At 67.9% G+C, this 16,359-nt stretch carries 16 protein-coding genes; 8 read left to right on the top strand and 8 right to left on the bottom strand.

Annotated features, from left to right (window positions below; translation table 11 throughout):
• Positions 1–6 precede the first annotated feature (6 nt).
• Together V7S63_RS21130 and V7S63_RS21125 are read right to left on the bottom strand one after the other, a co-directional pair.
• Positions 7–840, bottom strand: coding sequence for an ABC transporter permease (locus tag V7S63_RS21130; protein WP_100962834.1), 834 nt, complete (start codon positions 838–840; stop codon positions 7–9).
• Between the two features lie 20 nt (positions 841–860).
• Positions 861–1,826 (bottom strand): aliphatic sulfonate ABC transporter substrate-binding protein, encoded by a 966-nt coding sequence (locus V7S63_RS21125; protein ID WP_442896496.1) that lies wholly within the window; start codon positions 1,824–1,826, stop codon positions 861–863.
• Between the two features lie 336 nt (positions 1,827–2,162).
• Here V7S63_RS21125 and V7S63_RS21120 point away from each other — a divergent pair, with 336 nt between their 5' ends.
• The 3 genes from V7S63_RS21120 (at position 2,163) to V7S63_RS21110 (ending at position 6,284) form a co-directional block, all read left to right on the top strand.
• Entirely contained in the window at positions 2,163–4,928 is a 2,766-nt protein-coding gene (locus V7S63_RS21120) for a [protein-PII] uridylyltransferase (RefSeq protein ID WP_425285436.1), read from the top strand.
• A gap of 96 nt (positions 4,929–5,024) precedes the next feature.
• Entirely contained in the window at positions 5,025–5,648 is a 624-nt protein-coding gene (gene grpE / locus V7S63_RS21115; RefSeq protein ID WP_336531659.1) for a nucleotide exchange factor GrpE, read from the top strand.
• A gap of 3 nt (positions 5,649–5,651) precedes the next feature.
• Positions 5,652–6,284 carry a trimeric intracellular cation channel family protein gene (locus tag V7S63_RS21110; protein ID WP_091833568.1) on the top strand — a complete coding sequence of 211 codons (633 nt, stop codon included), beginning with the start codon at positions 5,652–5,654 and terminating at the stop codon, positions 6,282–6,284.
• On the opposite strand, the gene V7S63_RS21105 is transcribed toward V7S63_RS21110, so the two are convergent.
• From V7S63_RS21105 to V7S63_RS21095, 3 genes are all read right to left on the bottom strand, one after another.
• The gene (locus tag V7S63_RS21105) at positions 6,276–6,899 is read right to left on the bottom strand and encodes an alpha-ketoglutarate-dependent dioxygenase AlkB family protein (protein WP_336531658.1); all 624 of its coding nucleotides are present in this window, start codon (positions 6,897–6,899) and stop codon (positions 6,276–6,278) included. The genes V7S63_RS21110 and V7S63_RS21105 overlap by 9 nt on opposite strands.
• On the bottom strand, positions 6,899–7,705 hold the full coding sequence (dapB, locus tag V7S63_RS21100; RefSeq protein ID WP_336531800.1) for a 4-hydroxy-tetrahydrodipicolinate reductase: 807 nt from the start codon (positions 7,703–7,705) through the stop codon (positions 6,899–6,901). Before dapB ends, V7S63_RS21105 begins: the two co-directional genes overlap by 1 nt.
• 143 nt (positions 7,706–7,848) lie before the next feature.
• Entirely contained in the window at positions 7,849–8,820 is a 972-nt protein-coding gene (locus V7S63_RS21095; RefSeq protein ID WP_336531657.1) for a TIM44-like domain-containing protein, read from the bottom strand.
• A 233-nt stretch (positions 8,821–9,053) separates the two neighbouring features.
• On the opposite strand from V7S63_RS21095, the gene V7S63_RS21090 reads away from it, so the two are divergent.
• Entirely contained in the window at positions 9,054–9,311 is a 258-nt protein-coding gene (locus tag V7S63_RS21090; RefSeq protein ID WP_336531656.1) for a hypothetical protein, read from the top strand.
• Positions 9,312–9,794: 483 nt separating this feature from the next.
• Here the strand turns inward: V7S63_RS21090 and V7S63_RS21085 are convergent, their stop codons facing one another.
• The 3 genes from V7S63_RS21085 to V7S63_RS21075 form a co-directional block, all read right to left on the bottom strand.
• Positions 9,795–11,039, bottom strand: coding sequence for an amidase (locus V7S63_RS21085; protein ID WP_336531655.1), 1,245 nt, complete (start codon positions 11,037–11,039; stop codon positions 9,795–9,797).
• Between the two features lie 132 nt (positions 11,040–11,171).
• Positions 11,172–11,951: an SDR family NAD(P)-dependent oxidoreductase gene (locus tag V7S63_RS21080; protein WP_336531654.1), complete on the bottom strand. Its 780-nt coding sequence runs from the start codon at positions 11,949–11,951 to the stop codon at positions 11,172–11,174.
• Positions 11,951–12,649 (bottom strand): hypothetical protein, encoded by a 699-nt coding sequence (locus V7S63_RS21075; protein WP_336531653.1) that lies wholly within the window; start codon positions 12,647–12,649, stop codon positions 11,951–11,953. Before V7S63_RS21075 ends, V7S63_RS21080 begins: the two co-directional genes overlap by 1 nt.
• Before the next feature lie 119 nt (positions 12,650–12,768).
• Between V7S63_RS21075 and V7S63_RS21070 the strand changes: the two genes are divergently transcribed.
• The 4 genes from V7S63_RS21070 to V7S63_RS21055 are packed head-to-tail and all read left to right on the top strand — an operon-like array spanning position 12,769 to position 16,246.
• A complete protein-coding gene (locus V7S63_RS21070) occupies positions 12,769–13,617 on the top strand; it encodes an IclR family transcriptional regulator (protein WP_336531652.1) in 849 nt (282 codons plus the stop codon).
• Positions 13,614–14,420 (top strand): ABC transporter permease, encoded by an 807-nt coding sequence (locus V7S63_RS21065; RefSeq protein WP_336531651.1) that lies wholly within the window; start codon positions 13,614–13,616, stop codon positions 14,418–14,420. The genes V7S63_RS21070 and V7S63_RS21065 overlap by 4 nt, the downstream gene beginning before the upstream one ends.
• Positions 14,421–14,474: 54 nt before the next feature.
• Positions 14,475–15,467, top strand: a complete 993-nt coding sequence (locus V7S63_RS21060; RefSeq protein WP_091833541.1) for an ABC transporter substrate-binding protein — start codon at positions 14,475–14,477, stop codon at positions 15,465–15,467.
• The gene (locus tag V7S63_RS21055; RefSeq protein WP_336531650.1) at positions 15,464–16,246 is read left to right on the top strand and encodes an ABC transporter ATP-binding protein; all 783 of its coding nucleotides are present in this window, start codon (positions 15,464–15,466) and stop codon (positions 16,244–16,246) included. Before V7S63_RS21060 ends, V7S63_RS21055 begins: the two co-directional genes overlap by 4 nt.
• Positions 16,247–16,359: the final 113 nt, after the last annotated feature.

Raw genomic sequence — 16,359 nt, 5'->3', positions numbered from 1 at the left:
GCGCCCTCAGAGCCTGTCCCTGGCAGTGTCCTGCCAGGCGAGGAAGGGCCGCGTCAGCGCGAGCAGGAGCCCATCGGCGAGCTTGCCGAGCACGGCGAAGGCGATGATGGCAGCGATGATCGTGTCGGGTCGGCCGAGCTGCTGGCCATCGACCAGGAGATAGCCGAGCCCCTCGCTCGCGCCCATGATCTCGGCGGCGACGACGAACATGAAGCCGAGGCCGAGACCGCCGCGCAACGCCGTGAACCAGTCGGGCAGGATCGCCGGCAGCAAGACACGCCGGACCATCGCGAGCCGGCCGAGGCGAAAGACGCGGCCGACCTCGACGATCTTGCGGTCGATCGAGAGAATGGCGGCGGCGACGCCGAGATAGACCGGGAAGAAGACGCCGACCGCGATCAGCGCCACCTTCGAGGCCTCGAAGATCCCGAACCACAGGATGAACAGCGGCACCCAGGCGATCGAGGGGATGGCGCGCAGGGCCTGCAAGGTCGGGTCGAGCAGGCCGCGGGCCAATGGCAGGGCACCTGTCAGCGCGCCGAGCGCGGTGCCGACGGCAGCGCCGATGCCGAAGCCGGCCGCGACGCGCCAGAGCGTCGCGGCGGCATGGGTCCAGAGCTCGCCGCTGACGGCAAGCTGCCAGAGCGTTTTGCCGACCACGCTGGGTGGCGGCATCAGCCGGCCATTGGCAAGGCCGGCCCGGACGAGGATTTCCCAGATGATCGCGAGGACGACCGGCAGCAGGAAGCCGGCGAGCCGCAGGCCAACGCGAGAAGCCGGCCGAGCAGGAGGCGCGGCCGGCTTCTCGTCGATGGCGTCTGCGATCTCGATCGAACTCATTGCGACGGGATCATGCCCGCTCAGTTGGTCGCGGCAAAGCGCTTGTCGATCAGCGCGTCGACTGTTGCCTTGACGTCGGCGGTCGCCGGCAGGACGCCAGCCTGCTGCAAAGCGAGGCCCGCGGCGAGAATGGTCTCGGCCTGCGCCGGACCGATCGTGCTGTGGGTCAATTCGGTCCGGGTGAGCTGGCGCTCGATCACCGCGTCGGAGAGCTTGGTCGCCTCGACCAGCGCCTTCCGGACCTCGGCCGGATTGACGAGTGCGATCGCGCGCGCCTCCTCATAGGCCTTGAGAACCTTGCGGACGAGCTCTGGATTCTTCTCGGCGAACTCCTCGCGGACGTTGAGCACGCCCCAGGTGTTGTCGGCAGCCTTGCGGTAGAACAGCTTGGCGCCGGCCTCGACCTCGGCGGCGGCCATCATCGGGTCGAGCCCGGCCCAGGCCTCGACATCGCCGCGCTCCAAAGCGAGCCGGCCGTCGGCATGCTGCAGCAGCACGAGCTTGACGTCCTTCTCGGTCAGGCCCGCCTCGGCGAGCGAGCGGACAAGGAAGATGTGCGGATCGGTGCCGCGGGTGACGGCGACCCGCTTGCCCTTGAGGTCGGCGACCTTGGTGATCTCGCTCTTGGCGCCGGTGACGAGCGCGGTCCATTCCGGCCGGGAATAGACATAGATCGACTTGATCGGATTGCCGTTGATCTTGCCGATCAGCGCGGCGGCGCCGGCGGTCGAGCCGAAATCGAGCGAGCCGGCATTGAGGAATTCGAGCGCCTTGTTCGAGCCGGCCGAGAGCACCCAGCGCACCTTGATGCCATCGGCCTCGAGTGCCTGCTCGAGGATGCCGCGATCCTTCAGCAGCAGGCTGACCGGGTTGTAGGTGGCGTAATCGACGCGGATCTCCTTCGGCGCCTGCGCCTGCGCACTGCCAAAGGCGAGCGAAGCAGCGGCAAGGCCGGCGAGCACGCCGCGGCGGGTCAGAGCTGAGATGGTCGACATGGCGTTTCCCTTCGGTCGATCTTGCGCGAAGGGGAGGAGGACATCAGCCTCCAGCGCCCCCGCTTTAGCTGCACTTGTTTCGCGCCCGCAAGCTGCTGGCTCAAATCGGCGCGTGTCCGATTGATAGGTTCGATCGTTCTCTATGTCAAACAAAACGTAGAATGGCGTGATATCGATAATTTCACATTATATACTTGTTTAATTATGTTTCCGCGCCCGCCCTCGTTCGTGCTAGGGATCGGCTGCCGCCGCGTTGCCGAAAGTCTCGAAGAGCCTCGTTCAGTGCCGCCCTCCCCCGACAAGCCAGCACCCCGCCTCGCCGAATTCATCGACAATCCCCTGGCTGCGGTCGGCAAGCTGGCGCGACAGTTCAACGAGGGCGATCGCGATAGCCTGCGCGGTGCGCTGGTCGATGCACTGCGCGACAATCTCGAGGAAGGTCGCCAGTCAGCCCGCGAGATTCTAGCCAAATCCCGCAACGGTCTCTCTTGTGCCAAGCGGCTCTCCAGCGTGATGGACAGCATCGTCGCCAGCCTGCATGTCGCGGCGACACGGCATTTCTACCCGGTCGAGAACCCGTCCGCCGGAGAGCGCATCGCCGTCGTCGCGGTCGGCGGCTATGGCCGCGGCACGCTGGCGCCGGGCTCGGATGTCGATCTGCTCTTCCTTTTCCCCGACAAGCAGACCGCCTGGGGCGAGAGCGTTGTCGAGGCGATGCTCTACCCGCTCTGGGACCTGAAGCTGAAGGTCGGCCATTCCGTGCGCTCGGTCGACGACTGCATCCGCGAGGGCCGGGCCGACATGACGATCCGCACCGCGCTGCTGGAGGCTCGCCTGATCTGCGGCGATGCGGCGCTGTTCGCCGATCTGCAGCGGCGCTACGGCGCCGAGATCGCCGAGGGCACGGCGCCAGCCTTCACCGAGGCCAAGCTCGCCGAGCGCGAGACCCGCGTCGCGCGCGCCGGCTCGTCGCGCTACCTGGTCGAGCCCAACGTCAAGGACGGCAAGGGCGGCCTGCGCGACCTCAACACGCTGTTCTGGATCGCCAAATATTCCTATCGCGTCGACGATCCGGCCGAGCTGGTCGAGGCCGGGCTGTTCGATGCGCGCGAATTCGCGATGTTCCAGCGCTCGGAGGAGTTCCTCTGGCGGGTGCGCTGCTGGATGCATTTCATCACCGGGCGAGCAGAGGAGCGGCTCTCCTTCGACCTGCAGCGCCAGGTCGCAGCCGCGATCGGCTATGCCGGCCGCAGCGGCCAGGCCCCGGTCGAGCGCTTCATGAAGGCCTATTTTCTTGTCGCCAAGGATGTCGGCGACCTCACCGCGATCGTCTGCGCCGCGCTGGAGGCGCGCCAGCAGAAGCCGCGCGCCAGCCTGACCAGCCTGATCGGCTCCTTCACCAAGCGCCGGCGCGTGCGCGCGCTCGGCCATCCCGACTTCACCCTGCGGGGCCAACGCCTCGCCGTGATCGACGACGACGCCTTCAAGCGCGATCCCGTCAATCTTCTGCGGCTCTACGAGATCGCCAGCCGTGACGACCTCGCCATCCATCCCGACACCAGCCGGCTGGTGACGCAGTCGCTGCGCCTCGTCACGCCGCAATTGCGGCAGGACCGCGAGGCGAACCGCATCTTCCTGGAGATCCTGACGGCGCGGCGCTCGCCCGAGCCGGTGCTGCGGCGGATGAACGAGTCCGGCCTGCTCGGCCGCTTCATCCCGGATTTCGGCCGCGTCGTCGCGATGATGCAGTTCAACATGTATCATCACTATACGGTCGACGAGCACCTGCTCCGCTCGATCGGCATCCTCGCCGAGATCGACGGCGGCAAGCTCGAAGCCGAGCACCCCCTGGCCAACTCGATCTTCGCGACGATCACCAACCGGCGCGCCCTCTACGTCGCGCTGTTCCTGCACGACATCGCCAAGGGCCGGCCGGAAGACCATTCGGTCGCCGGCGCACGCATCGCCCGCAAGCTCTGCCCGCGGCTCGGCCTGACCGATGCCCAGACCGAGACGGTGGTCTGGCTGATCGAGAACCATCTGGTGATGTCCACGATCGCCCAGAGCCGCGACCTCGGCGACCCCAAGACGATCGAGAGCTTTGCGGGAATCGTGCAGACGCTGGAGCGGCTGAAGCTGCTGCTGGTGCTGACCGTCGCCGACATCAAGGCGGTCGGCCCCGGCGTCTGGAACGGCTGGAAGGGCCAGCTCTTGCGCACGCTCTACTACGAGACCGAGGTCGTGCTCGCCGGCGGCCATTCCGGCATCGAGCGCAAGGCCAGGGTCGAGCGCAAGCAGCAGGCGCTGGAGGCGCGCCTCGCCGATTGGACCGAAGAGGAGCGGGCCGCCTATCTCGCCCGGCATTATCCGGCCTACTGGCTCAAGGTCGAGCCCGAGCGGCAGGAGCAGCATGCCCGCTTCCTGCGCGAGGCGGAGGTTGCCGGCCGCACCACGGCGACGCGGGTCGAGACCGACCAGTTCCGCGGCGTGACCGAGCTCACCGTGCTGGCGCCCGACCATCCGCGCCTGCTTGCCATCGTCACCGGGGCCTGCGCTGCGGCGGGCGGCAACATCGTCGACGCACAGATCTTCACCACCACCGACGGGCTGGTGCTCGACACCATCTTCGTCTCGCGCGCCTTCGAGCGCGACGACGACGAGCTGCGCCGGGCCGAGCGGATCGCGGCGGCAATCGAGCGCGCGCTCAAGGGCGAGATCAAGATCGCCGACCTCGTCGCCCAGCGCCGCGCACCCCCGCCACGCGGCGGCACCTTCCAGGTCGCGCCCGAGGTCATCATCGACAACGTCCTGTCGTCGCGGCACACGGTGCTGGAGGTCTCCGGCCTCGACCGGCCCGGCCTGCTCTACGACCTCACCACCGCGATCGGGAAGCTCAACCTCAACATCGCCTCGGCCCATATCGCGACCTTCGGCGAGAAGGCGGTCGACGTGTTCTACGTCACCGACCTGACCGGGGCGAAGATCACTTCGACCGGCCGGCAGCTGGTGATCCGCCAGGCGTTGCTCGCGGTGTTCACTCTGGAGCTCGACAAGCAGGCCTCCGGCAAGGCCAAGGCCATGGCTCGTGCTTGATTTCGCCCGGCCGAAGCCCGATATCGGCGACGAAGCCAGTGCGGCTCACAGCCGGCGCTGCAACGATACATGACGCTCAACGATTGGGATGATAGAATGACGCAGAACCCTGCGAAGGACGATCCGAAGCCGGAAACCGAGAATCAGGACGCAACCGAGGCCAAGGTGAACGAGGCCCAGACGCCCGACCCGGCAGCCCTGATCGAAGCCGAGCGCGACGACCTCAAGGACAAGCTGCTGCGCACCCTGGCCGAAATGGAGAATCTGCGCCGTCGCACCGAGCGCGAGATCTCCGACGCCAAGGCCTATGCGGTGACGAGCTTCGCCCGCGACCTGCTCGGCTCGGCCGACAATCTGCGCCGCGCGCTTGAGAGCGTGCCGGAGACGAGCCAGGCCGCGACCGACAATGGCCTGAAAGCCTTGGTCGAGGGCGTCGAGCTGACCGAGCGCGAACTCCTGAAGACGCTCGAGCGTCACGGCGTGCGCAAGATCGATCCGCAAGGCGAGAAGTTCGACCCGAACCTGCACCAGGCGATGTTCGAGGCGCCCGACGCCGGCATCGCCAAGGGTTTGGTGTCGAAGGTTGTGCAGACCGGCTACAAGATCGGCGAGCGGGTGCTGCGCCCGGCGCTGGTCGGCGTCTCCGCCGGCGCGCCGAAGCCTGCCGTCAACGGTTCGGAGAACCCGGCTGCCGATGCCGGCGACAAGCCGGCGAACTGACAGGTGCTCGAATCTGCGGGTGTCGTCGTCTTCGCCCTGACCGGGGCGCTGGTCGCCGCCCGCAAGCGGATGGACCCGTTCGGATTCATCCTGCTCGCCACCGTCACCGGCGTCGGTGGCGGCACCTTGCGCGACCTCCTGCTCGACCGGCGCGTCTTTTGGATCGAGGCGCCGTCCGACGTTCTGCTCTGCTCAGCCGTCGCCCTGGCGGCCTGGGCGATCGCGTATTTCAAGCCCGGGACACTCGATGGCTGGGGCGCCAAGCGCCTGCTGATCTGGGCGGACGCGGCCGGCCTTGCGCTCTTCGCCGTGATCGGCGCGCAGAAGGGCCTGGCCGCCGGCGTCCCGATCCCCTCCGCAATCGCTTTCGGCGCGATGACCGCGACCTTCGGCGGCATCATCCGCGACATCCTCGCCGGTGACCGGCCGATGGTGCTGTGGAGTCGCGACTTCTACGTCACTGCTGCCGCCGCCGGCGCCGGCGCGACGGTTGGCCTGGCGCAAATGGGCTTTGCTCCGCTGCTCGTCATGCTGGGCGGGCTCGCTGCCGGCTTCGGCCTGCGGGCCGGCTCGCTGCTGTTCGGCTGGTCCTTCCCGAAACTGCCGGGCGACGATGCGCCCAAGCCTTCAGACTGAGGGCTTCGTCACACGCCGCAGGGTCAGGTTGATCCGCCCCGGCTGCGGCAGCAGGCTCGACGAGCCCGCAAGGATGCGGTCGATGCCGTGAAAGGCGAGCCGCGCCGCGCCGCCGAAGGCGAGCGCATCGCCCGAGGCCAGCTTCAGCGAGACCGTCCTGCCACCACGGCTGGTGCCACCGATGCGGAAGACGGCGGTGTCGCCGAGCGAGAGCGACAGCACCGGCGCGTCGAACTCCTGTTCATCACGGTCCTGATGCAGGCCCATCTTCGCGGTCAGCTCGTAGAAATTGACGAGACAGGCCTCGGGCTCGTGCGGATAGCCCGCGAGCTCCTGCCAGGCGCGCAGCAACCGGGCCGGGATCGGGGGCCAGGGCGCGTCGGTCTCGGGATGCAACGGCTGGTAGCGATAGCCGCGCTCATCCGAGACCCAGCCGAGCGAACCGCAGTTCGTCATCTTGACGGAGAACGGCTTTCCGGTCTTCGGCATGCGCGGCACATAGAATGGCGCCTGCCGCGCCGCCTCGCGCAGTTCGGCGACCAGCGCCGCCTGCTCGGCCGGATCGAGATAACCCGGCCAATGTGTCACGCCAGGCGCGACGGCGAGCGCGGTCATCAGAATTTGTCGAGGCCGAGCACATCGGCCATCGAATAGAGCCCGGGCTTGCGGCCGCGGCCCCAGAGCGCCGCCTTGACCGCGCCCTGCGCGAACAGGCTGCGATCCTCGGCGACATGGGCGAGCTCGAGCCGCTCGCCGGCACCGGCGAAGATCACCTTGTGGTCGCCGACCACGGTGCCGCCGCGCAGCGCGGCAAAGCCGATCGTGCCCGGCTGGCGGGCGCCGACCTGGCCGTCGCGCACCGCGACGCGGGATTCGGCGAGTTCGACGGCGCGGCCCTCCGCCGCCGCCTCGCCGAGCAGGACGGCCGTGCCCGAGGGCGCATCGACCTTCATGCGATGGTGCATCTCGACGATCTCGATGTCCCAGTCGGTGCCGAGCGTCGCCGCGACCTTGCGCACCAGCGCCGCCAACAGGTTGACGCCGAGGCTCATATTGCCGGAGCGGATGATCGCGGCATGGCGCGAGGCAGCCTCCAGCTTAGCCAGATGCTGCGGCTCCATGCCGGTGGTGCCGGCGACATGGACGATGCGGGCCTGGGCAGCGAGGCCGGCGAAGGCGACGGTCGCCTCAGGCATGGTGAAGTCGAGCACGCCCTCGGCCGCGACGAAGGCGGCGAGCGCGTCGTCGCCGACCAGGACACCGCTGGCGGGCAGGCCGGCCAGCACCGCCGCATCCTGGCCGAGCGCGGGCGAGCCCGGCCGCTCGATCGCGGCGGAGAGCATGCAGCCAGGCGTATCGTGGATCGCTTTCACCAGCGTACGGCCCATCCGCCCGGCGGCGCCGACGACGACGAGACGCATGTCGCTCATGGTTAAACGCTCCAGATAGCCAAGGCACGCCGACTACCGGCGCTAGACTTGCCTATAGTGCGCTTCGCCCGTCGCCGAAACGAAAAACGGCCGGGCAAAGCCCGGCCGTCCAGAATTCGGGTGTCGCCGCCGGCTTACTCGACCGGCTGGATCGCCGCGACCTTCCACTCGCCGCCGCGCGAGCGCACGAAGGTCCAGTGCTCGGTGACCTCGCGCGGGATCGTGGCATGGCCCTCGACCACCTTGCCGCCATTGCGCTCGACCATGGCGGTGAGCAGGCTGAAGCGCATCGCGACGGTGGCGTACTCATAGCCGTCCTCGCGCCAGGATTCAGCGAGGTCGCCCTGCAGCAGCTTGACCTCGGCGGCCTTCTCGATGAGGCCCTTGCGGGCGTTCTCGGCGAATTCTTCCTCGAGAGCGCCGGAGATCTCGGGCGTCGTGATCTGGCGCAGGCGCGCGATGCTCTCATCGGAGATCGCAGCCTGGACCTCGGCGAGCAGGCGCTCGAAGGTGCCGTAGTCGGCGCCCTGCAGCTCGAACTCGACCGGCTTGGCGGCAGGCGCCGCCGCAGCGCCACCGCCGAGACCGCCCATGGCTGGCGCGGCCGGCTGCGGCTGATAGGCCTCGCGACTCAGCGGCCCACCGGCGCTGGCGAGCTGCGGCTCGCTGCGGCGACGGAACAGGCGCAGCGCCAGCCAGATCAGTCCGCCGATCAGCGCAACCTGGAAGAGCAGGCCAAGGAAGCCGGCGATGCCGCCGAAACCGGCGCCCGAGAGCAGGCCGAACAGGCCGGCACCCAGCAAGCCGCCGGCAACGCCCATCATCAGGCTGCGCGCCATGGACGGGCGGGCCGCCTGCGCGGCGGCACCCGCCGCAGCGCCAGCGGCCGGAGCGGCAGCCGACGGGCCGGGGGCCTGCGTCGGGCTGCGCGGGAACGACGAGCCAGGCGCGGTCGGCGTCGGCGCGACCTGCGATTGGCTGCGCGAGCCGCGACTGCCCATGCTGCGGCCGCCCGGAGCGGCCTCGGCGATGATCGGCACCAGCAGAAGAGCGCCAGCGATGAGGGCGACTGCACGTCCACGACGGGCGAGCGAAATCAGTGACATGGTTCCTCCCGGAGCCGGGATCGGCTCACTGGACCCGAAATATGGTCGGGTCGTACGACTTTCGCAAGGTGGGCCTGAGCTGAACCTTCGACGGACAAGCCCCGATCATATTGGGTTGCCGGCTTCACTATGCTACCGTTACCGCACCGTCACGCTGATCCAGCGAACGACAGGAGCGAGCCATGGTCCGATCCCCTCGGAGGCTACCGCGCTCTGGTGCAGCAACGCTGCTGTTGTCGGCGTTTTCTGCGACGATCCTGTTACTGTCGGCTTCCCCTGTCCTGGCGCAGGAGAAAGCCGTCGCGCTCGACAGGCCGCGCCTGGCACAGGCGCCCGAGCCTTACTGCTATTGCTGGAACGACGGCAAGAAGATCGCGGAAGGCAGCATGTCCTGCATCCGCACCACCATGGGGCGCCGCCTCGCCACCTGCGGACGCGTCACGAATCTGATGTCCTGGCAAGTGACGGAAAATTCCTGCCCGGAAAGCTGAGCGGCTTCATCGCCCGCCGCCGATCTGACGAGCCCCAAAGGAAAAGCGCCGCGGGGCCTCTCCCGCGACGCTCTCCAATTGGCTTATCGGTCTTTTCGACTCGAGACTGACTTCCTCGTCAGAACGCTCCGATCACGATCGCCAGAACCAGCGCGAAAGCTGCTCCCATGGCCAACCGGTCGAGACTTAGCGCGAGGTTCATGTGAACCCTCCTTGTCATTGACCTGACATGGAAGCTAGCAGAAACGGCGGCCGCCGCAAGTGGCTGCGTCGCCGCAGCGAGCGCCGCACCAGAGCAGCGTTCTTAATCAGTGGTTAAATCATTGAACTGCTTTGTGGATAGTCCCGGACAAGACCTTCCAGGCAGAAGCTTTTAGTATTGTGGAGTGCAGCATAAATCCTTTCCGCCACAATCAAGCCGAAGTTGTTGCAGTGCAATATTGTCCCATGCGGGACCAGGGCCCAGATCTCGCCTAGACATCGTCATGCCGGCATCAGGATCAGGCGCTCGAGCGCCCGCGCCACGGCGATGACGCGAGCATCGTCGCCGAAACGGCCGACGAGCTGGAAGGAGACCGGCAGGCCACGCGGGCCTCGCATCAGCGGCACGGTCAGGCAGGGCGTGCCGAGCAGCGTCCAGAGCCGGTTGAACTTGGAATCGCCGGTCGAAGCGCGCGTCTCCGGCGCCTCGCCCGGCGCGGCATAGGTTAGGACAAGATCGACCTCACCGAACCAGCGCTCAGCCGCATGCCGGCCGCGCCGGGCAGTGCCGCGGGCGACGTCATATTCGCCGGGCGTTGTGGCGCGGGCTTCGTCGAGATAGGCGCGCAGCTTCGGCGGCAGGTCTTCGCGATGATTGGCGTATTCCCAGGCGAGCGCCTGTGTCGCCTCCCAATTCTGCAGCGGGCCATGGGCATGGAAGGTCTCGGCGAGCTCGGCCGGCGTCGCGATGTCCAGCACAGTCGCACCGCCCTTGCGGGCGAAATCGGCGATCCGCTGCAGCGCCCCCTCGCAAGCCGGTTCAGGCCTGTCGATGAATTCCTGCCGGCAGAGGCCGAGCCTCAGCCCATCGAGCGTGGTTTCGGGCGCGTCGAGATCGGGCCTGCCGGTCAGCACAGCCAGCGCGAAACCGAGATCGTCGGCGCTGGCGGCCATCAGGCCGAGCGTGTCGAGCGACCAGGAGAAGGGCTTCACGCCGACCGTCGGCAGCAGCCCGTAGGACGGCTTGATCGCCGCGACCCCACAATAGGCGGCCGGGCGGATCACCGAGCCGCCGGTCTGGGTACCGATCGCAAGCGGGATCAGGCTGGCGGCGACTGCCGCGGCCGAACCGGCCGAGGAGCCGCCGGGGCTGGCCGAGGGATCATGCGGATTGCGGGTCGGGGCGGGATCGAGGAAGGCGAAGGCCGTGGTCTGCGTCTTGCCGGCCACGGTCGCCCCGGCTGCCTTGAGCGCCATCACGATCGGCGCATCGGCCCTGGGCTGGTTGCCGTCATAGATCGCAGCGCCCATGCCGGTCGGCAGATCGGCGGTGTCGATGATGTCCTTGACCCCGACGGCGATGCCGGCCAGCGGCCCCTCGCCGACCTTCAGGCTTTCGGGGCGGGCCGCAAAGGCGCGCAGGTCGCCGTCGCGCTCGTCGATTCGCCGCTCGCTGTCGGCAAGGGCAGCCTGGGCGGAAATGGCGCCATTGGCGACGCGGCGAGCGATATCGCGAACCGAAAGCATGGATCTGTTCCTGGAATTCCGCGGCGGGGCCGCCGATGCGGCCATGCTGGCACAGGCCAAGCGCCGAATGGAAGCCGGGAACGCCCCCCCGCAGACGGGGTATGCAGCCGGTGCGCCGCCGAAAGGCGCGGCTCAGTAGGTCGCGCGGCCGCCAGAGAGATCGAAGATGCCGCCGGTCGAGAAGGAGCAGTCGTCGCTGGAGAGCCAGAGCACCAGCCGCGCCACCTCCGCCACCTCGACGAAGCGCCCCATCGGGATGCGCGACATGATGTCGGCGCGCCGCTCGGCCGAAATCTCCTTCGCCATGGCGGTCTCTGCGGCCGCAGGCGTCACCGCCGTGACGATGATGCCCTCCTTGGCCGTCTCCTTGGCGACGCTCTTGGTGAGCGCGATCAAACCCGCCTTCGAGGCGGAATAGGCGGCGGCCATCGCCATGCCCTCCTTGCCCTGGATCGAGGCGATGTTGACGACATGACCGCGCAGCGGATGGCCATCCGGCGAGCGCCGGGGCTCCTGTCTCAGCATCCGGCCGACGATGGCCCGCGTCACCAGATAGGCACCGAACAGATTGACCTGCAGCACGCGCTGGAAGTTGTCTGGCGTCGTCTCCCAGATCGGCCTGACCTCGCCGAGCACGCCCGCGTTGTTGACCAGGATGTCGATGCGGCCACGGGTGGAGACAGCAGCATCGGCCGCTGCCTCGACCGCGTTGACGTCGCGGATATCGAGCTGACGCTGGCTCGCCCGGCGCCCCAGTTCGGAGACGGCCTGTGACAGGCTGTCCGCATCCTGGTCCCAGAGGGTGACGCTGGCGCCGGCCTCGATCAGCGCGTGAGCGATGCCGCGGCCGAGCCCGCCTGCACCGCCGGTGACGACCGCATGACGCCCGGAAAGATCGTAGCGCGCGCTCATCAGCCGGCGCTCCAGGCGGTCTTTGCCCGGGTGATCTGATGGCGGTAGAGGCCGAGCGAGAACGGCCCCTCGCCGCCGAGCGCCTGCAACTCCTCAGCCGACAGCGACTCGCGCGCCAGCGCGATGAATTCGGCCTCGTCGCCCCAACCCTCGAGCAGCAGCACCGAGCGCGGCACGGCATTGGCGACGCCGCGAGCCTTCTGCTCCGCGGTGGCAACGCCGCTCGCCTGGGCGTCCGCGGTCAGCAGATGGACACCGGCCACCCCACGCGTCGCAAGCAGATCCGGCACCAGCCCGCGCAGCAGGGCCGCCTTGTGAGCCGAGGCGATGTTGTCAGGCACGTCATAGCGCAAGGTCGCGATCAGCCCGCCCTGGGCCGGACCGCTGGTGTGGGACACCCGGCAGATCGCGCGCGCCACCGAGCGGAAATGCTTCACCGCCGAAAAGGTCCACGGCGTCGGCGCGTTGACCCTGGCCGTATAGTCCTGCCCCTTCAGCACCTCGACGGTCTGCGTCTCGTACAGATTAAAGAACTCGAGGTCGGCGTCGATCGCGACATAGCGGCGCCCGCGCAGGAAGCCGGGGATGCCGACCCGCTCCGGCATATGCTCCTCGCCATGCCAGGCATAGAACTCCGCCCTGCCCTCCGGCGCGATGTCGTGCCAAATCGCGACTGCTCCCTCACCTGCCAGGCTCATCGTCCCCTCCACCGGGCTCGTCCTGCGGGCGCGTTGACTCGGCCTCGCCTCGTCTCTATACGAAAATGAAATCCAAATTGGAAATGATTTCCAATTTATACAGAACGGGGCGGGAACGGGTGACGATCGCGGCGGTCGAGCGTGCATTCAAGCTGCTGGAGGCGCTGGCCGACGAAGCCGACGGCGCCGACCTGACCGTGCTTGCCGAGCGGCTCGACCTGCCGGTCAGCGCCACGCACCGATTGCTCGCCACCCTCGCCGAGCGCGGATTCGTCACGCAGGACCCCCAATCGGGCGCCTATGGGTTGACCCTGAAACTGTCGCAGCTCGCCTTCCGCAATCTCGACCTGCGCGGCCTGCCCGATGCCGGCCAGATCGTGCTCGACGGGCTTGCCCGCTCCACCCGCGAATATTGCCGCCTCGCCGTGGTCGAGGGCGAGAGCCTGACCTGGATCGCCCGCGCGCAGGGCGCGACCGCCGGCCTGCGCTACGAGCCGCCGATGGGCATGGGCATCGTCCTGCACGCCACCGCGACCGGCAAGGCCTGGCTCGCTTCCCTGCCGGAAGCGGAGGCATTGCGCATCGTCTGCGCGCGCGGCTTCGGCGGCGAGGGGCGCACCGGCCCGAACGCGCTCGGCGATGTCGATGCCTTGAGGCAGCATCTCGGCGAGACCCGCAGCCGCGGCTACGCACTGGCGGTCGAAGAGGGTGAGATCGGCACCGTCGCGATGGCGACGACCTTCCGCGCCGGGCCCGATGCCGGCGCTCCGGTCGCCGGCACGCTTAGCGTCGCCGGCCCCTTGCCACGCATGCAGGAGGCGCGCCGAAGCGAGATCGCAGCGGCGCTCGCCACAGCCGCGCGGGAGATGGCAGCGATCTGGCCACTCCGGCGGCGACAGATCGGCGCCCTCCCCGCGGTTTCGACAGAGACAGCCATACGGTTGGCGCCGACAGAGACATCAGCATGAGCAGCGACAGCGCAACCAGCCCGGCCAAGCAACTGGCCCCCAGCAAGGTCGCCGCCTGGGCCTCGGCGATCGCCTGGCCGCTGGCGAGCTTCGCCGTGCTGCTGGTCGCCTGGCAGCTCCTGGTGCCGATGGCCGGCATCCCCGAATACATCCTGCCGGTGCCGAGCGCCTTTTTCGAGCGGCTCTGGATCGACCGCGCCGACATCTTCCGCCACACGCTGGTGACGGCCAACGAGATCGTGCTCGGCTTCCTCATGGCGGCGGTGATCTCGATCCCGCTCGGCTATGTCATCGTCTCGGTAAAGCTGCTGGAGAAGGCGGTCTATCCGGTGATCGTCTTCTTCCAGCTCGTGCCGAAAATCGCGATCGCACCGCTCTTCGTGGTCTGGTTCGGCTTCGGCCTGTTCCCGAAGGTGCTGCTGACCTTCCTGCTCTGCTTCTTCCCGACGCTGGTCGCGAGCATGACGGGCTTCCGGGCGCTGGACGAACGCGTGCTCTATCTGACCCGTTCGATGGGCGCCTCCGCCTGGCAGACCTTCCGCTATGTCCGGGTGCCGGCGGCGCTGGCCTATATCTTTTCCGGTCTCAAGGTCTCGGCCGTGTTCGCGGCGACGGGCGCAATCGTCGGCGAGTTCGTCGGCGCCAATGCCGGCCTCGGCTATCTCCTGCTGCGCGGCACGAGCTTCCTCGACATGCCGCTGATTTTCGCCTGCCTGGTTGCGCTGTCGGCCGTCGGCATCCTGTTCAGCTACCTCGTCGACTGGCTCGAAGTGCTGCTGATGCCCTGGCAGCGCAAGAGCTGAGCCTACGACATCGACCATCAATCCGGGCCAACCGGAACCACAGGGAGAACGACCATGCTGAGACGGACATTGCTCACTGCCGCCGCCATGCTGGCGCTCGGCACATCAGGCGCGCTCGCCCAAGCCGGCGGCAAGCCGATGAAGATCACGCTGAACTTCCTCGCCGCCGCGCCCAATGCCGGCTTCATGATGGCCAAGCAAATGGGCCTCTATGAGAAGGCCGGGATCAACCTGACGATCGAGGAAGGCAAGGGCTCGGGCACCACCGCGCAGATGGTCGCGACGGGCCAGACCGATGTCGGCTTCGCAGATGCACCGGCCGCCATGCAATTGCGGACCAAGGGCGCGCCGGTGAAGATCGTCGCGCCCGTGCTCCAGACCAACGGCTTCGCCATCATCGCGCTGGAGGACAGCGGCATCGCCTCGCCCAAGGACCTCGTCGGCAAGAAGCTCGCGGTCCAGCCCGGCACGGCGCAGACGACGCTGCTCGACGCCATCCTTGCCAGCAACGGCATCGACAAGGGCAAGGTCGACGTCATCAACATCGACCCCGGTGCCTTCGTCGGCGCGCTGCTGGAAAAGAAGGTCGACGCCATCCTTGGCGGCGCAGACTTCCACTCGGTCCAGATCCGCGAGCGCGGCTTCAAGGTCCGCGACATCTTCTATCGCGATGTCGGCGTGCCGACCGTGGGCTTGTCGATCATCGCCCGCGACGACAAGATCAAGGCCGATGCCGAGCTCTACAAGAAATTCATCGAGGCGAGCCTGCAGGGCTGGGACGCGGCCCGGAAGAATCCGGATGCCGCCGCCGACGCGGTGGTCGCACAGTTCCCCTCGGTCAAGAAGGCGCAGGTGCTGGCGCAGTTCGACGTGGTCAACAAGCTGCTCTGCGCCCCCGGCGCGACCTCGCTCGGCAAGGTGCCGGAGAAGAACTGGAGCGTGAGCTTCGACCTGCTGACGCAGTATCTCGGCCTGCCCAAGGACAAGCCGATCAGCGACTACTACACGACCGAGCTGCTGCCGGCCTCGGCGCCGGCCTGCTCGTGAGCGCCACGGCCGCCACCTCCGCCGCCTCGATCCAGGGGCGCGGCATCGTCAAGACCTTCGGCGGCTTCACCGCCGTCGACGGTCTGACACTCGACATCAGGAGCGGCGAGTTCGTCAGCCTGATCGGCCCCTCCGGCTGCGGCAAGAGCACCTTCATGCTGATGGCGGCCGGGCTGATCCCGACCAGTGGCGGCGAGCTTCTGGTCAACGGCAAACCGCTGACGGAGCCGCTCACCGATATCGGCATCGTCTTCCAGGACCATCTGCTGCTGGAATTCCGGACGGCACTCGAAAACGTCATGCTGCAGGCGGAGATTCGCGGCCTGCCGCTGGCGCCGGCCAAGGAACGGGCGCTTGAGCTCTTCGGCAAGCTCGGCATCAGCCATGCCGCCGACCGCTATCCCAAGCAGCTCTCCGGCGGCATGCGCCAGCGCGTTTCGATCGCCCGCGCGCTGATCCACAACCCCTCCGTGCTCATGATGGACGAGCCCTTCGGCGCGCTCGACGCGATCACGCGCACGCAGATCCGGCACGATCTCGAAATGCTCTGGCTGGAGACGGCCAAGACGGTCGTCTTCATCACTCATTCGATCGAAGAGGCGATCGGCCTCTCCGACCGGGTGCTGGTGATGTCGCCGACGCCTGGCCGGGTCGTCGACGAGATCAGGATCGAGTTGCCGCGGCCGCGACCGGCCCATCTCGGCGACTATCCGAGCTTCAACACCTATGCCGACCGCATCCACGACGCGTTCCGGCGGTTCGGGGTGATCAAGTATTGAAGGGCGTCATTCTCGGGTGAAGCGCAGCGCAGACCCGAGAATCTCGTGACGAGAAGATTCTATCGGAGCCCCTTCCGGCCTGAGATGCTCGGGACAAGCCCGACCATGACGGC

Source organism: Allobosea sp. CCNWLY174 (assembly GCF_037120455.1).
Lineage (GTDB): Bacteria > Pseudomonadota > Alphaproteobacteria > Rhizobiales > Beijerinckiaceae > Allobosea > Allobosea lupini.
The sequence above is the reverse complement of the archived record's forward strand: the minus strand, read 5'-3'. Positions and strand labels throughout refer to the sequence as shown.

Coding starts and splice junctions, on each gene's coding strand:
- V7S63_RS21130 (WP_100962834.1), bottom strand. CDS start 840: ATGAGTTCGATCGAGATCGCAGACGCCATCGACGAGAAGCCGGCCGCG.
- grpE (WP_336531659.1), top strand. CDS start 5,025: ATGACGCAGAACCCTGCGAAGGACGATCCGAAGCCGGAAACCGAGAAT.
- V7S63_RS21105 (WP_336531658.1), bottom strand. CDS start 6,899: ATGACCGCGCTCGCCGTCGCGCCTGGCGTGACACATTGGCCGGGTTAT.
- dapB (WP_336531800.1), bottom strand. CDS start 7,705: ATGCGTCTCGTCGTCGTCGGCGCCGCCGGGCGGATGGGCCGTACGCTG.
- V7S63_RS21095 (WP_336531657.1), bottom strand. CDS start 8,820: ATGTCACTGATTTCGCTCGCCCGTCGTGGACGTGCAGTCGCCCTCATC.
- V7S63_RS21085 (WP_336531655.1), bottom strand. CDS start 11,039: ATGCTTTCGGTTCGCGATATCGCTCGCCGCGTCGCCAATGGCGCCATT.
- V7S63_RS21080 (WP_336531654.1), bottom strand. CDS start 11,951: ATGAGCGCGCGCTACGATCTTTCCGGGCGTCATGCGGTCGTCACCGGC.
- V7S63_RS21075 (WP_336531653.1), bottom strand. CDS start 12,649: ATGAGCCTGGCAGGTGAGGGAGCAGTCGCGATTTGGCACGACATCGCG.
- V7S63_RS21065 (WP_336531651.1), top strand. CDS start 13,614: ATGAGCAGCGACAGCGCAACCAGCCCGGCCAAGCAACTGGCCCCCAGC.
- V7S63_RS21060 (WP_091833541.1), top strand. CDS start 14,475: ATGCTGAGACGGACATTGCTCACTGCCGCCGCCATGCTGGCGCTCGGC.